This window comes from Cobetia sp. 1CM21F, assembly GCF_023161745.1.
GTDB lineage: Bacteria > Pseudomonadota > Gammaproteobacteria > Pseudomonadales > Halomonadaceae > Cobetia > Cobetia amphilecti.
This window is the reverse complement of sequence record NZ_JALNTQ010000005.1, coordinates 82,250-97,268: the sequence shown is the minus strand read 5'-3', so window position 1 is coordinate 97,268 and position 15,019 is coordinate 82,250. Positions and strand designations below refer to the sequence as shown.

The window sequence follows — 15,019 nt, the reverse complement described above, 5'->3', positions numbered from 1 at the left end:
GCGCTCGCCAAGGTCAGCTCTCAAATCAGGTCAGCTCTCAAATCAGATGAGCTAAAGACAGACCGCTGGACTCTCGGCCCTCACGCTTGCGTGGGGGCCGTTGTCGTTGGCCCTCCCCACCCGCTTGATCGACCAAGCGCCCTCAAGCGAAGCGGGGCCAGGTTCAGGCGCATGAAAAAGCCCCCGTATCATCGATACGGGGGCTTCGCGTTCACACCTGACGCGCGGCTTACATCAGACGCCGATCTGGCCGCCATCTTCGCGCTGGATGACCACGGTCGCGGCGCGGGCACGCACGCTGCCATCGGTCTCGGCGGTGGCATCATCGCTCTGCGGCCAGTTGGCCGGATGCTGGATGTTGATGAACATCGCGGTCTTGTCCGGGGTGGTGAAGATCCCGGTGACTTCACAACCGTTCGGGCCCACCGCGAAGCGCTTGAGCTGCGCCTGGTTGTCGGCACCGATCACGGCCGCATCTCCCTCGGCCTGCTCGAGACCTGCCGGCACGACCGCCAGCAGCTGGTCATTGGTGACCTCGGTGATGCCTTCGTAGCCGTTGTCGGTCTGGATCCACAGGATGCTGTCCTGTCCTTCGCGGCCGTCGAAGTAGAGGCCATCGGGACTGGCGAACTCGTTCATCTCGGTCAGGCCGGACAGGTTGTCGGCATCGCTGGCCGCTGCGCCGAACACGAAGATCTCCCAATCGAAGGCCGTGTGATCGCCCGCTTCACGCCAGCGGATGATCTGACCCGCTTCGTTGTTGCCACGCGGATTGGCCGCGTTGGTCGGCGCGGTCTTGTAACCGACACCCGGCTCCTCGATGGCGGTGCCATCGTTGGTGAAGGCGGCATCAGTGCCTTCCTCGGTGCGCTTGGAGTTGTTGGTCAGCGTCATGTAGACCTCACCGGACACCGGGTCCACCGCACCCCACTCCGGACGATCCATCGGGGTCGCGCCCATCAGGTCAGCCGCATCGGTGGTGTGGATGATGATGCCAGCCAGGTCATCGGCCGCAAGCCCCAGTGCCTCGGCCAGGGTGCGACCATCCTTGGTCACGGCGTCCGGCGTCAGCTTGAGCCACGTGCCGGTGCCATCGGCGGAAAACTGGGCGACATACAGCGTGCCCTTGTCCAGGTACTTGTCGCCGATCGCCAGGCGGTCCTTGAAGTCACCGGCGCCACGGGCATCAGCGGCGTCCCACTTGGCGTCCGACACGAACTTGTAGATGTACTCGTTGCGCGAATCGTGACCGGAGTAGAAGACCACCGGCTCACCCTCGACCAGCTTGCCCGGCCAGCAACCTTCGTGACGGAAGCGGCCCAGCGCGGTGCGCTTGATGGCCTGCTCGCCGGTGTAGGGGTCGATCTCGACGATATAGCCGAAGGTCCGCGGTTCGTTGCGGTAATCCTTGTCGGCGCTGTCTGCCGTCGGCGTGTTGTCGAAACGCGCGAACTCGCCATCGACTTCACTGGCATCCCCGGCGGCGGTTTCCCAGCCATAGCGGCCACGCTCGGTCTCGATGCCGATGCGGTTGTCATCGAGCTGACGATCGCTGCGCTTGACGAAGTAGCCCGGCCAGTTCTCTTCGCAGGTCAGGTAGGTGCCCCACGGGGTGTAGCCGTTGGCGCAGTTGTTGTTGGTACCACGGGTGCGCATGCCATCCGGCGAGAAGGCCGTCTTGACGTAATCGCTGCCCGCTACCGGGCCGCTCAGCTTCATTTCGCTGGCGCTGGTGTAGCGGCGGTTGTAGCGCGAATCGCCCACCACTTCCCACTTGCCGTTGCTGGCCTTCTTGACCTCGACGATGGTCACGCCATGGGCATTGATCTCGGTGCGCACTTCATCGGCCGGACGCTTGCCGGAATCCGCATTGGTCGCGCCGCCCTTGGGTGCCCACAGAGCATCCTGATCGATGTATTCGTTGTTCATGACCAGCAGGAAGTTGCTGGAGGCCGTGTCGTCACTCAAGGCGAAGTTGTGCATGCCATCGTGATGCATGCCGACGGTGTTGAGCTGGATCTCCGGCGTCATCGCCAGGTCCTTGCTCCACTTGGGTGCCTTGGCATTGAGCGGCGTACCCCACGGCGCCAGCACCTGTGCGGTATACCCCTTGGGAACCACGACTGCATCCGTGCGTGAACCCTTGATCGATTCGAAGGCCAGTGCCAGAGCCGTCTTCTCGCCCGCAGCGTTGCTGGCGGCGTTGGCCGTGGTGCTCAGCCCCGCAAGACCGAAACCACCCAGCATGCTGGCAGCCGCCATGCCCAGGCCACCCTGCAGGACACGACGACGCGAGATGTGTCGTTCGATGACGGATGAGAACGTCTCGTTGCTGCTGGGATTAAGCAGGCGATGGTCTTCGATTTCCTTGCTCATGTCGCTTCCCCGTAGTCAGGTTTCGGGTTGTTCTGTTCAGGCATGCCCCTTGAGGGCATGCCGAAGGCAACAAGAGTGATACGCGAGCCCGATGACAATTCCGTGACGAACGGGCAACAAGGGCAAGAGACGACAGCGCCCAACGGCCTTTCGACCGTTGGGCGCTGGGGACTTCAGGACAAGCCGACAAATTCAGCAAACATCAGGCAAGCGCGACGTCATCCTTCCATCGAGGCGCGAGTCTGGCGTTTGATCTCAGGCCTCGCGCAAGCGCTCGGCGGCCAGGCTCAGCAGGTGCTCGGTGGTTTCCCAGCCCAGGCATGCATCGGTGACGGACACGCCATGACGCAGCTGGGAGAGCTTCTCCGCTGCCGGCAAGGCCTGCTTGCCTTCATTGAGGTGACTCTCGAGCATCACGCCGATCAAGGCATCATCCCCCGCCAGGCGCTGAGAGAGCACATCCAGCATCACTTCGCTCTGGCGGCGGTGGTCCTTGCGGGAATTGGCGTGGCTGCAATCGACCATCAGACGCGGCGTCAGGCCAGCGCCTTCCAGCTCACGCCGGCAAGCGGCCACCGAGGCGGCGTCATAGTTGGGCTGGCCATGGCCGCCGCGCAGCACCACATGGGTATGCGGGTTGCCCGCGGTCTCGATCAGCGCCGGACGTCCGCTGTCATCCATGCCGAAGTGGCGATGCCCATGCGCCGCCGCCCCGATGGCCTGCACGGCGACCTCGACGCCTCCGTCAGTGCCGTTCTTGAAGCCCACTGCACAGCCGAGGCCGGAGGCCATCTCGCGATGGATCTGCGACTCGGTGGTGCGGGCGCCGATGGCCGCCCAGCCGAGCAGGTCTTCCAGGTAGGCGGCGGTCAGCGGCTGCAGCAGCTCCGTCGCCACCGGCAGGCCCAGCTGGTTGATCTCGCGCATCAGCTCGCGTGCCTGACGCAGGCCGGTGGCCATGTCATCGCTGCCATCCAGATGCGGATCATAGGCCAGCCCCTTCCAGCCCACCGTGGTGCGCGGCTTCTCGACATAGACACGCATCACCAGCTTGAGGCGATCACGTACCTGCGGCTCGATCACCGCCAGGCGCTGGGCGTACTCGCGCGCGGCCTTGAGATCATGGATGGAGCACGGCCCGACCACCACCAGCAGACGATCATCGTCGCCGGCGAGAATGGCGTTGATCTCATCGCGATGCCGGCGAATCTGGCCGGCCAGGTCGGCGTCCACCGGCAGCTGCTCGCGCAATTCGCTGGCGCTGGGCAGGGCTTCACGACTGATGCGTCCGGGTGTGGTCGGTGTCTGGGCGGCATCAGAGCGGGTCACGGTGGCGTTCTCGGCAGTCAAGGGGTCAACAGTGGCGTCGGCAGTGTGCGGGTTGGCGGTCAACACGCGTTCAAGGCTGGCGTTCATGGTCTTCTCTCCTGTGATGAAGCCTTGGCTCCATCACGCAATATTCATTCTGACAGACAGGGACTTCGCGAATCGTCACCCCGGTGTTGCTCGCCCTGCCCCGCGGTGACAGCGGAAAGAGGCAGGACGCCGCTAAATCGCCAGCGCCAATAACCATGCACGACCCGAGCGGAGGCAAGAGAAAAGCGGGTAGTCAGGATAGTGGTGCGCATGGTCATTCCTCTCGTCATTCATGCTGCAATCATTGTCGGCACGTTAGGGTGACATGCCTCTCGTCATGGATTTCGCAAGGCCCGAAACGCAAGAACCCCCGGCCGTGGCTGCGACCGGGGGTTCTTCAAGGTGGTGGCAGCCCGTACGAGACAGGCGCGCCGTAACCTCAGGCGCGCCCCTGTGTAAACCAATACCAATAGCCGGCCGCACACGCCGCCGTCACGACCTGGCCCGAAGGGCAGGCAGCGACAGTGAACGGGCGGTGGCTGGTGGTCTGATTCATGGGTCGGGCCGGTATCCAGTAGTGACGATGAAAATGGTGATAGGACTATCCTTGCACTCCAGATCGTCCTGCGCAAGCGTGAACCGGCAACAAACCTTTGCCCGCACGCATAAAGAAGGGCTATCAGCCTGAAGTGGCATCAGTATAATCTTTGGTTGTCGAGCAACATGATCGGCAACACGCATTCGTCCAGCGGTGCCTGACACCGCGCCCACAGCTTGGAATGCATGCATGCAGGATTCCCGAAATGATGCACTGATTGAGTATCTGTCGGGATGCGCCCGGCAGGATGCCAAGGCACTGGATCAGCTCTATCGAGCAACCAGTGCGCATCTATACGCTCAGTTGCTGCGTATCTTGAGACATGAGGCATCCGCGCAGGATTGTCTTCAGCAGGTCTACATCCGGGTATGGGCCGCCGCCGCCCAGTATGACGCCGGCCGCGCCCGCCCGATGACCTGGCTCGGCACCATGACCCGCAACATCGCCATCGACTGGATACGTCGACAGCGACCCAGCGAGCATGACAGCGATGAATTGATCGCCGCCATGCCGGGGCGGAGTGATATCGAGGCAGATGTCGACCTGGCCCAGCACAGTGGTGAACTCCACCAGTGCCTGGCCGAGCTGAATGACGATCAACGCCGCGCCCTGGAACTGGCCTACTTCGAAGGCCTCACCCACCAGGATCTGGCCAATCAACTGGACCAGCCCTTGGGCACCGTCAAGAGCTGGGTCCGTCGTGGACTCGAGAGGTTGAAGACATGCATGAGTCATTTGATCTGAGCGACCCGGAACTGCGCGAAGCCGCAGCGGGCGAATATGCGCTCGGCACATTGACACGCGACGAGCGCGCGGCATTCGAGTCACTGCTGGCCGTCAGCCACGACCTGCAACGTGATGTGGAGCGCTGGCGCGAGCATCTCAACGTGTTCAATGAACAGCTTCCCCCCGTCACGCCACCGGCCCATGTCTGGCAAGGCATCGCCGAGGCGACGGGCACCGCCCGTCAGCCCTGGTGGCGTCGCCTGGGCCTGTGGCAGGGTATGACCGCCACGGCGTTCAGCCTGGCGCTGGCAGTCACCCTGACCTTCAGCCTGGGGCACAACGCGGGCATGGAGAGCGACTACGTGTTCGTGGTCAACAACTCTGACAGCAGCCCCGGCTGGATCGTCAACGCCTCCCATTCGGGCGAGATGATGGTGCAGGCCGTCAGGCCCGAAGCGCCGGCCCCCGGCAAGGTCTGCGAGCTGTGGCTGATGGCCAAGGATGGCAAGGAGCCGATGTCACTGGGCATCCTGCCGCACTCCGGCACCATGAAGGTCGAGGTGCCCAAGGAGTATCTGGCCGCCTTCCCCGACAGCGACCTGGTGATCACGCTGGAAAGTCCGCAGGGCGCCCCCTCCGGCAACCAGATGGGGCCGACCCTCAAGAAGGGTCAGCTGACGCCGGTCGAAGGCCGCCATATCCTGTAAGCGCTTCGCTGGTGCAGGATGTCGCGCCAACGAAAAAAGCCCCCGCTGAGAAGCGGGGGCTTTTTAGTGCGGTGCTCATATGCCCAATGTCGTGTCGTGAGCGTCAGGTCTTGGATACCAGAAGCGATGGCCTAAAGACCACTGACGCAAGCTATCAGCGCAGGTGGCGGCCACCATCCACCGGCAGGGTCGTGCCCGTGACATAGGGACTATCCAGCAGATAGCGCAGTGCCTGCCAGATGACGCCGGGCCCGGGCACCTGCTGCATCAACGACTTGGCACGCGCACGCTCGGCATAGTCATCATCATCGCCCGGGCGCAGCATGATCAGCGCCGGCGCGATGGTGTTGACCTGTATGCGTGGCGCGAACATCGACGCGAACGACAAGGTCAGGTTCTCGAGTCCCGCCTTGCTGGCCGCGTAGGCCGCATGCTTGCGCGAACCCTTCTGGACCACGAAGTCACTCATGTGGACGATGTCCGCCTGCGTCTCGACTCCGGCTTCCAGCAGATCGCGCAGCGCCAGATTGATCAGGTACGGCGCCTGCATGTGGACACGGAACAGGTGCTCGAACAGCTCGCCCTGCCCCTCGCCGTCGCCATCCGGCGCCCAGTCGCCGGCATTGTGCACGATGGCCCGCAATGTCGGAGTCAGCTCACGAATCGCCGCGATGAAGGCCTGGATGCCTGCCTCGCTGGAGAAATCCGCCTGCACGGTGCGAATGCCCAGCGCGCGCAGGGCGTCGAGCTCTTCCCGCTCGCGTCGATAACTGATGATGACCGGATGACCATCATCGATCAGTCGCTCGGCACAATAGCGCCCCAGACGCTGGGCGCCACCGGTGATCAGTATCGGAGACTGACTCATTCACTCGACTCCTTCAGGCAATGTCAGGCGGCTTCAAGCAATGTCAGGCTGCCTCAGGCAGAGACCAGCGCCGGGTCCAGCAGCGGCTCGCGTGGCGCATAGCTGAACACATCGGAGCTCAGCGCGCTGGCCTCGACCCCCAATGGCGTCAGCGCATCGACACAGGCATAGACCATGCCCGGCGAGCCGGACAGATAGACGCGCTTGCCCGCCATGCTGCCCGCGTGCTTGCGCAGCGCCTCATCGATACGCCCCAGATGGCCATTGAAAGCGGCCTCGACACCGGCCGCTTCCAGCGCGCGATGGTGGGCATCACCGACTTCCGGCGCTTCTTCCAGCACCGGGAAATAACGGAAGTTGGGCTGACTGGCGGCCCAGTTGAGCGCCGCACTCTCCAGATACAGATCACGTCGCTCGCGCGCCGCCCACCACAGTTCGATGGGCTGGGTCAGGCCACGCGCAAACGCCGCCTGCAGCATGGCGTGCATCTGCGAGAACCCGGTGCCGGCACAGATCAGCACGATGGGGCTGGGGTCGTCGAGGTCCAGCACGCACTCGCCACTGGGCAGACGCAGCTCTAGTTGATTGGCCGCGACCAGCAGGCTGCGCAGACGCGCGGAATTGCTGCGCTCCGGCCAATGCTGGATATGCAGCTCGAGCACGCCATCATCACTGGCGGCATTGGCGATGGAGAACGGTACCCAGGTGGTGTCATCGAGCTTCATCTCGAGATACTGGCCCGGCGCGTGCGCCAGGGCCTCGGGACGTGCGGCGAAGCGCACACGAAACACGTCCGGGGTCAGATCTTCCACACTCTCGACATGACAGGTCAGGGTCCGCGCCGTCATCGTATCCTCTTGTTATCTGATGCCTGCCGCCAGCGCGCCGCGCAACGACAGGGTAAATGCATGGGTGTTGATGGTCTGTCGCGGAATCAGTCCAGAATGCCCAGACTGTCCCAGCGTTCATCGACACGGGATGTGATCTCTTCGCTCATCACGATGGGCTCGCCCCACTCGCGGTCCGTCTCGCCGGGCCACTTGTTGGTCGCGTCCATGCCCATCTTGGAGCCAAGACCCGCCGTTGGCGAGGCGAAGTCCAGATAATCGATCGGCGTATTGTCGACCAGAACGGTATCACGGCTCGGGTCCATGCGCGTGGTGATGGCCCAGATGACATCTTCCCACTTGCGGGCATCGACATCATCATCCAGCACGATCACGAACTTGGTGTACATGAACTGACGCAGGAAGCTCCAGACCCCCATCATCACGCGCTTGGCGTGGCCGGGGTACTGCTTCTTCATCGTCACCACCGCCATGCGGTAGGAGCAGCCTTCCGGCGGCAGATAGAAGTCGACGATCTCCGGGAACTGCTTGCGCAGAATCGGCACGAAGACTTCATTGAGCGCCAGGCCGAGAATCGCCGGCTCATCCGGCGGACGCCCGGTATAGGTGGAGTGATAGATCGGGTCGCGCCGATGGGTGATGCGCTCGATGGTGAAGACGGGGAAGGTCTCCACCTCGTTGTAATAGCCGGTGTGATCGCCGTAGGGGCCTTCCGGTGCCACGTCATCCGGATACAGATAACCTTCCAGGATGATCTCGGCGCTGGCCGGGACTTCGAGATCCGACAGGCCGCATTTGACCAACTCGGTGCGCGAGCCGCGCAGCAGACCGGCAAAGGCATACTCGGAGAGTGAATCCGGCACCGGCGTGACAGCGCCGAGGATGGTGGCCGGATCGGCACCCAGTGCCACCGCGACCGGGAAGGGCTCGCCCGGATGGGCCTTCTGCCACTCGCGGAAGTCCAGTGCGCCGCCACGGTGTGCCAGCCAGCGCATGATCAGGCGATTCTTGCCGAGCTTCTGCTGACGATAGATGCCGAGGTTCTGGCGCTCCTTGTGCGGACCGCGCGTGATCACCAGCGGCCAGGTCACCAACGGCGCGGCATCCCCGGGCCAGCAGTGCTGGATCGGAATCATGTCGAGATCGACATCATCCCCTTCCAGCACGATCTCCTGACAGGGCGCACGCTTGACCTTCTTCGGCCCCATGCTCATCACCTGCTTGAAGATCGGCAGCTTGTCCCAGGCATCCCGGAAGCCCTTGGGCGGCTCAGGCTCCTTGAGGAAGGCCAGCAGCTCGCCGACTTCGCGCAGCGCCTCGACGGATTCCTGCCCCATGCCCAGCGCCACGCGCCGCGGCGTGCCGAACAGATTGCCCAGCACCGGCATGCTGTGGCCCTTGACGTTCTCGAACAGCAACGCCGGACCACCCGCCTTCAGGGTGCGATCGCAGATCTCGGTCATCTCCAGATAGGGGTCCACCTCGGCACGAATGCGCTTGAGTTCGCCCTTCTCTTCCAGCGCCGCGATGAAATCGCGTAAGTCTCGATACTGCATGGGAGTTTCCGCTCGGCTTGATCAAGTCCCGAGCATACCATTGCCAGCCGGCACTCGGCAGGTCAGCAACGCAAGACGCCCACTTCCCGGGCGGGAAGTGGGCGTCCTGGCAAGCACATGGCAAGCACCTGTCGAGAGCATGGCCAGCCAGCCGGCTGGGCCAAGTATCGATCAGCGGCGCTTCATGGCCTCGAAGAACTCGAGATTGGTCTTGGTATCTTTCAGGCGATCGATCAGGAACTCGGTGGCTGCCACATCTTCCATCGGGTTGAGCAGCTTGCGCAGGATCCACATGCGCTGCATTTCATCCTCGGACGCGATCAGGTCTTCACGACGCGTGCCGGAGCGACGGATGTTGAGGGCCGGGAAGACGCGACGCTCGGCCAGCTTGCGGTCGAGGTGAGCTTCCATGTTACCGGTGCCCTTGAATTCCTCGAAGATGACTTCGTCCATCTTGGAACCGGTATCGACCAGCGCCGTGGCGAGGATGGTCAGGCTGCCGCCTTCTTCGATGTTACGCGCGGCACCGAAGAAGCGCTTCGGCTTCTCGAGCGCGTGAGCGTCGACACCACCGGTCAGCACCTTGCCAGAGGACGGCACCACGGTGTTGTAGGCACGCGCCAGACGGGTCACGGAATCGAGCAGGATGACGACATCCTTCTTGTGCTCGACCAGACGCTTGGCCTTCTCGATCACCATCTCGGCGACCTGGACGTGACGGGCCGGCGGCTCATCGAAGGTGGAGGCCACGACTTCGCCACGCACGGTGCGCGACATCTCGGTGACTTCCTCGGGACGCTCATCGATCAGCAGCACGATGAGGTGGCATTCGGGGTTGTTGCGCGTGATGGAGGCGGCGATGTTCTGCAGCATCATCGTCTTGCCCGCCTTGGGCGGCGAGACGATCAGGCCACGCTGGCCCTTGCCGATCGGCGCGGTCAGATCAAGGATGCGCGAGGTGATGTCTTCGGTGGAACCGTTGCCGATTTCCATCAGCAGACGCGACTGGGGGAACAGCGGCGTCAGGTTCTCGAACAGGATCTTGTGCTTGGCATTCTCGGGGCGGTCAAAGTTGATCTGATTGACCTTGAGCAGCGCGAAGTAACGCTCCCCTTCCTTCGGCGGACGAATCTTGCCGGAGATGGTGTCGCCCTTGCGCAGATTGAAGCGACGGATCTGGGACGGTGAAACGTAGATGTCATCAGGACCCGCGAGGTAGGAAGAGTCTGCACTTCGAAGGAAGCCGAAGCCGTCCTGCAGGATTTCCAGAACGCCGTCGCCGTAGATGTCCTCACCGCTTTTCGCGTGCTTCTTGAGGATGGCGAAGATGATGTCCTGCTTGCGCGAACGTGCCAGATTATCGATGCCCATCGTCTGGGCAAGTTCCAGCAGTTCGGGGACAGTATTTTGCTTGAGTTGGGTAAGATTCATCGGCTTTGTTTGAACGTGGCTCAGGTCAGCAGGGCTGATAGATAAGAAGGGAATCGAGAAGACGGGCAGAAGGCAAGGACCGGCACTGCAAAGGTGCAGACAGAACTCGACAGCATTCCCGGAGGCAAGCGCCTGAGCTGGATGAAGACAGGTGCCAAAAGTTCAGGAAAGATCACTCACCACGGCCGAACTACGAATTCAGCAACGGAGTGTCGAGCTACGGATGTCCAGCGACGACGGACCGGTCGAAGGGACACGGAGCGTCATGCTTCCTGACAGAAAAGTCTTCTCGATATGGAATCTAGCGGTATGAATCGCCTGGTGGCTGGCCGGCGTGTCGCGGGCAGCATTACCAGAGGGCTGGCTGACAACTGGGGGACCGTGGGACGGTCGACATGACGCAATCAGAGAGCGTGTAATCAGGCGAACGCCTCGATGGTAGTCAAGCCGGCCCCTGAACGCAAGCCCCGGCGGCCTGGTGGCGCACCCGGCGCTGCCTGAAGCGCTCACCACCGGCCAGCCAGCGCTACGATAGCCGCCGCTGACGTGGCGCTTTCACTGACGGCTCAAGGCACCCGGCGGCGGCAAGGCCCGACTCACAGATTGGCATCCAGAAAGGCTGCCAGCTGCGCGCGCGGCATGGCGCCCACCTTGCTGGCTTCGACATTGCCGCCCACAAACAGCATCAATGTCGGCACACCGCGCACGCCGAAGCGGGCGGCGAGTTCAGGGGCTTCATCGACATCGACCTTTACGATCTTGAGCTGCCCTTCGTATTCCTCGGCCAGGGATTCCAGCGTCGGTGCCACGCTCTTGCACGGCCCGCACCAGGAAGCCCAGAAATCCACCAGCACCGGATGCTCGCTCTCCAGCACCACGGATTCGAAGTCCCTTTCTGCAATCGGTACCACACGTTCGCTCATCGCGACGTTATCTCCCAGACCCGGTTGGTCTTGCTGATTGTGCTGCGTGATGGCTTGCGACTCATTGTGCGTGATGATGACCCGCGACTTCGTCGTTCTGTCATATCACGCCGCTAGAATAGCATGCCCCATGCGCTGAATGTGCCGCCAGCCCCTCGTGGTGGTGGCGCCGTGTGTGCCACCGGTTTGACACCTCTGGCCAGTCGCCGCAATCTTGCGAGAGTCGCCGCCGCGACCTGCTGCCAGCGTCATCTTCCCGCAGCAGGCTCGCGCCCGGTGGCCGCCCACGCTCACGACAACTTCATTGCGCCATGGTCGCTACGCAAGGAAGCCGTCGCAGGAGTTGGCGTGAAGGAGGCAGTGCATGATGCCTGCCATGAATGACCCGCCGTAAAGGACTCCGCCCTTGAGTGAATCAGCACCCTCCCAGCACCCGCAACCCACCGCCTCTGATGAAGGCAGCGCCGGCAATGAGGCCCCGCTGCTGAAGCTGGCCGCCATCGATCTGGGTTCCAACAGCTTCCACCTGTTGCTGGCCAACCACCAGGCGGGGCAATTGCAGGTCGTGGCCAAGCAGGGTGAGAAGGTCCAGCTGGCGGCAGGGCTGGACGAAGACGGCATGCTCAGCGAGGAAGCCATGGAGCGCGCCCTCAACTGCCTCGCCCAGTTCGCGCCCTTCATCGATGGCATCGAGGCCGACCATCTGCGGGTCGTGGGCACCAACGCCCTGCGCGCCGCGCATAACAGTGAAGAACTGATCGAGCGTGCCGAGGCTCTGTTGGGGCATCCCATCGAGATCATCGCCGGGCGCGAAGAAGCCCGCCTCATCTATCTGGGCGCGGCGCATGCGCTGGCCGATGTGCACGGCAAGCGCCTGATCGTCGATATCGGCGGCGGTTCCACCGAGTTCATCATCGGCGAGCAGTTCGAGCCCCAGCTGCTGGAAAGCCTGCACATGGGCTGCGTCGCCTATACCAAGGCCTTCTTCCAGGACGGCGAGATCAGCGAGAAGCGCATGCGCCGCGCCGAGCTGGCCGCACGCTCGGAACTGGCCAGCATCCAGCGCACCTATCGCGAGATGGGCTGGGATGACCCGGTCGGCTCCTCCGGCACCATCAAGGCCGCCGCCAACGTGCTGGAAGCGCACGGCTGGGCCCCGCATGGCGTGGTCACACGTGAGGGACTGCACAAGCTGCGCGCGGCGCTATTGGAGTTCAAGCGCCTCGACAAGGTCAGTCTGCCGGGCCTGAAGAGCGATCGCGCCACTGTCTTCCCGGCGGGCATCGCCATCCTGTGCGGCGTCTTCGAGGCACTGGGACTGGAGCAGATGCGCTACTCCGACGGCGCGCTGCGTGAAGGCGTGCTGTTCGATCTGATCGGGCGCAACACGCCGGAGGATTCGCGTCTGTCAGCCATCGAGTCGCTGCAGCGTCGTTACGGCATCGATACCCGCCACGCCAGCAATGTGCGCGACACCGCCCTGCAGCTGTTCGATCAGGTCGCCGGCGACTGGGCGCTGGGGGCGACGTCACGTCAGCTGCTGAGCTGGGCCGCTGACCTCCACGAAGTCGGCCAGGCGATTTCCCACAGCCAGTTCCATCGCCATGGCGCCTACCTGCTCGAGCATTCCGACCTGCTCGGCTTCTCGCGTCCGGAACAGCGCGCGCTGGCCTTCCTGGTCCGCGCCCACCGTCGCAAGTTCCCCAAGAATGAACTGGCGGCGCTGCCGGAGCCGCAGCAACCGCGTCTGGCGCGTCTGGCACGCCTGCTGCGCATGGCAGTGATGCTCAACCATTCACGCTCGGAAGCGCCGGTGCTCGGCATGCACCTCAGCGCCGAAGGCGACGACCTGACGCTCAACCTGACCGAGGAATATCGCGATCACAGCCTGATCAACGATGACCTCAGTCAGGAAAGCGAGCTGCAGAAAGCCGCCGGCATGACGCTGACACTGGCCGATGCCTGAGCGAGCACTGCGCAAGACACCGGCGAGATCGCCCGCTGGCCTCACTGCTTTTTGAGTGCGGCCAGTAGCCACCAGCCCCGCGAGGGGTGCCACAGCCCCGCGACTGTCCCGTCGTGCATGCGTGCCACACGCAACTGGTCACGCTGCCACGGCGGGATGTCGGCTTCCTGCAGCAAACGCTTGATATCGCGCCGCCCCCGCCCTGCCACTCGCAGTACATCTCCCGGCTGACGCGATGTGAAGGCAACATGCTGCTCATCCCTTCCCAGCGCCCGCCATGCCTTGCGCGCCTCAGCATCCCACTCACAGGAAGGCGTCCCGCCGGGTTGGCGACCACTTCTCGCATAGCCGGTATCGCCTTGTCGATGACGCACACCCTGCTCAATAACGGTATCTGACACCTGCCACCACAGCTGGCCGCGCCACGCGCGCACGCTGACGGCATATTCGGCATTGGCCCAGTGCACCTCGGCCACCGAGTCGGGCGGCGTGGCGATCAACTGCTGTAGGCTCATCAAGCGCCCCCGCGGCGGCACCGGCCAGCCACGCGACTGGCATAGATGGCGCAGGACCAACCGCTGACGTGACTCACTCAAGCCTGCCAGCTCCGCCAGTGACAGCTGCGTCTCTTGCGCCCGCCCCTGATCCAGGCCCTGAATAAGTCTCTGATTCAGACCCTGCCCCTGCTCCTGTCCTTGTCTCTGAGCCAGGCGCTCCGCGCCTGACACCTGAACCTTCGCCAACAGCTCGGCCGCCAGCTCATCAAGCAGTGACTGCTCTTCCTGCAACTGCTGCGCCGAACGCGCCAGGCTGGCCACGGCCTGCGGCCAGCGCGCCTGCAGCAGCGGCACGACACTGTGTCGCAAGTAGTTGCGATCAAACTGCTGATCGACATTGCTGGGGTCTTCGCACCAGTCGTGCCCGGCCTGCAAGCCCTGCTGGCTCGCCAATGTCAGGATTTCATGGCGCGGGATGCCCAACAGCGGCCGGAGTAGTCGTGCCCGCTCATGGGCGAGCTGGTCTTGCCCGAGAGGCGCCTCGCCCACGGCCAGCGCCCGCTCAGGCGGCATGGCCGCCAGCCCGCGCCCGCCACTGCCACGCAGCGCGTTGAGCAACAGCGTCTCGGCCTGATCATCCTGATGCTGCGCCAGCCACAGGCTATCTCCCGCCGCCAGACAGGCGCTCAGTGCCGCCAGCCGCCCTTCGCGCGCTGCCGCCTCCAGTCCTCGCGACTTGAGTGCTGTCTCCGCCAGCGCCAGATGACGCACGCTAAGCGGTAGCCCGAGACGCGAGGCCAGCCTGCGCGCCAGCTGCTCGAAATCATCGTTGGCTGCCTGCAGGCCGTGATGCACATGCACCAGCCGCAGTCGGCGCGGGCAGTCCTTGACCGCGCGAGCCGCCAGCCGCGCCAGCATTACCGAATCCAGCCCGCCCGAGAGCGCGATCCACACCGTGCGCCTGGCATCGCTGGCCTCGAGCGCCTCGCGCACGGCGACGAGTGCCCGCGACTCCGCCATCTCGCTCAGCGGTTGAGCGCGCAGGCACAGCGAAACCAGTGAGGGGGACAGAGACATGTCGGGCTCCTGACGCGAAGCGGATGAAGGAAGTGGTGGAGAAAAGGAAGTGGAGAAGAAAGCGCCGACCCTGAACGCAAGAACGCCCCC

General features: G+C 63.7%; 11 protein-coding genes. 3 read left to right on the top strand and 8 right to left on the bottom strand.

The genetic code is table 11. The features are described from left to right. Nucleotides 1–234: 234 nt before the first annotated feature. Together MSG32_RS15175 and MSG32_RS15170 are read right to left on the bottom strand one after the other, a co-directional pair. The gene (locus tag MSG32_RS15175; RefSeq protein WP_248380534.1) at nucleotides 235–2,376 is read right to left on the bottom strand and encodes a PhoX family phosphatase; all 2,142 of its coding nucleotides are present in this window, start codon (nucleotides 2,374–2,376) and stop codon (nucleotides 235–237) included. A 255-nt stretch (nucleotides 2,377–2,631) separates the two neighbouring features. Then, nucleotides 2,632–3,792: a 3-deoxy-7-phosphoheptulonate synthase gene (locus tag MSG32_RS15170; protein ID WP_248380532.1), complete on the bottom strand. Its 1,161-nt coding sequence runs from the start codon at nucleotides 3,790–3,792 to the stop codon at nucleotides 2,632–2,634. Between the two features lie 727 nt (nucleotides 3,793–4,519). On the opposite strand from MSG32_RS15170, the gene MSG32_RS15165 reads away from it, so the two are divergent. Together MSG32_RS15165 and MSG32_RS15160 are read left to right on the top strand one after the other, a co-directional pair. Further along, the gene (locus MSG32_RS15165) at nucleotides 4,520–5,074 is read left to right on the top strand and encodes a sigma-70 family RNA polymerase sigma factor (protein ID WP_043332989.1); all 555 of its coding nucleotides are present in this window, start codon (nucleotides 4,520–4,522) and stop codon (nucleotides 5,072–5,074) included. Continuing rightward, on the top strand, nucleotides 5,053–5,763 hold the full coding sequence (locus MSG32_RS15160; protein ID WP_107335921.1) for an anti-sigma factor: 711 nt from the start codon (nucleotides 5,053–5,055) through the stop codon (nucleotides 5,761–5,763). The genes MSG32_RS15165 and MSG32_RS15160 overlap by 22 nt, the downstream gene beginning before the upstream one ends. A 154-nt stretch (nucleotides 5,764–5,917) precedes the next feature. On the opposite strand, the gene folM is transcribed toward MSG32_RS15160, so the two are convergent. From folM to trxA, 5 genes are all read right to left on the bottom strand, one after another. Continuing rightward, complete coding sequence (folM, locus tag MSG32_RS15155) at nucleotides 5,918–6,631, bottom strand: dihydromonapterin reductase (protein ID WP_248380530.1); 714 nt, start codon at nucleotides 6,629–6,631, stop codon at nucleotides 5,918–5,920. A 53-nt stretch (nucleotides 6,632–6,684) separates the two neighbouring features. Continuing rightward, entirely contained in the window at nucleotides 6,685–7,479 is a 795-nt protein-coding gene (locus tag MSG32_RS15150) for an FAD-binding oxidoreductase (RefSeq protein WP_043332993.1), read from the bottom strand. Nucleotides 7,480–7,565: 86 nt separating this feature from the next. Continuing rightward, nucleotides 7,566–9,035 carry a 4-hydroxy-3-polyprenylbenzoate decarboxylase gene (gene ubiD, locus MSG32_RS15145; protein WP_054556519.1) on the bottom strand — a complete coding sequence of 490 codons (1,470 nt, stop codon included), beginning with the start codon at nucleotides 9,033–9,035 and terminating at the stop codon, nucleotides 7,566–7,568. A gap of 171 nt (nucleotides 9,036–9,206) precedes the next feature. Further along, complete coding sequence (gene rho, locus MSG32_RS15140; protein WP_043332997.1) at nucleotides 9,207–10,466, bottom strand: transcription termination factor Rho; 1,260 nt, start codon at nucleotides 10,464–10,466, stop codon at nucleotides 9,207–9,209. A 596-nt stretch (nucleotides 10,467–11,062) separates the two neighbouring features. After that, nucleotides 11,063–11,389: a thioredoxin gene (trxA, locus tag MSG32_RS15135; RefSeq protein WP_043332999.1), complete on the bottom strand. Its 327-nt coding sequence runs from the start codon at nucleotides 11,387–11,389 to the stop codon at nucleotides 11,063–11,065. 481 nt (nucleotides 11,390–11,870) lie between these two features. On the opposite strand from trxA, the gene ppx reads away from it, so the two are divergent. Continuing rightward, entirely contained in the window at nucleotides 11,871–13,355 is a 1,485-nt protein-coding gene (gene ppx / locus MSG32_RS15130) for an exopolyphosphatase (RefSeq protein ID WP_215824645.1), read from the top strand. A gap of 41 nt (nucleotides 13,356–13,396) precedes the next feature. Here the strand turns inward: ppx and tilS are convergent, their stop codons facing one another. Next, complete coding sequence (gene tilS, locus MSG32_RS15125) at nucleotides 13,397–14,929, bottom strand: tRNA lysidine(34) synthetase TilS (RefSeq protein ID WP_248380528.1); 1,533 nt, start codon at nucleotides 14,927–14,929, stop codon at nucleotides 13,397–13,399. Nucleotides 14,930–15,019: the final 90 nt, after the last annotated feature.

What these genes read in the sequence shown, in the direction of transcription:
- MSG32_RS15175 (WP_248380534.1), bottom strand. Translation starts at nt 2,376, where the DNA reads ATGAGCAAGGAAATCGAAGACCATCGCCTGCTTAATCCCAGCAGCAAC.
- MSG32_RS15170 (WP_248380532.1), bottom strand. Translation starts at nt 3,792, where the DNA reads ATGAACGCCAGCCTTGAACGCGTGTTGACCGCCAACCCGCACACTGCC.
- MSG32_RS15165 (WP_043332989.1), top strand. Translation starts at nt 4,520, where the DNA reads ATGCAGGATTCCCGAAATGATGCACTGATTGAGTATCTGTCGGGATGC.
- MSG32_RS15160 (WP_107335921.1), top strand. Translation starts at nt 5,053, where the DNA reads ATGCATGAGTCATTTGATCTGAGCGACCCGGAACTGCGCGAAGCCGCA.
- folM (WP_248380530.1), bottom strand. Translation starts at nt 6,631, where the DNA reads ATGAGTCAGTCTCCGATACTGATCACCGGTGGCGCCCAGCGTCTGGGG.
- MSG32_RS15150 (WP_043332993.1), bottom strand. Translation starts at nt 7,479, where the DNA reads ATGACGGCGCGGACCCTGACCTGTCATGTCGAGAGTGTGGAAGATCTG.
- ubiD (WP_054556519.1), bottom strand. Translation starts at nt 9,035, where the DNA reads ATGCAGTATCGAGACTTACGCGATTTCATCGCGGCGCTGGAAGAGAAG.
- rho (WP_043332997.1), bottom strand. Translation starts at nt 10,466, where the DNA reads ATGAATCTTACCCAACTCAAGCAAAATACTGTCCCCGAACTGCTGGAA.
- trxA (WP_043332999.1), bottom strand. Translation starts at nt 11,389, where the DNA reads ATGAGCGAACGTGTGGTACCGATTGCAGAAAGGGACTTCGAATCCGTG.
- tilS (WP_248380528.1), bottom strand. Translation starts at nt 14,929, where the DNA reads ATGTCTCTGTCCCCCTCACTGGTTTCGCTGTGCCTGCGCGCTCAACCG.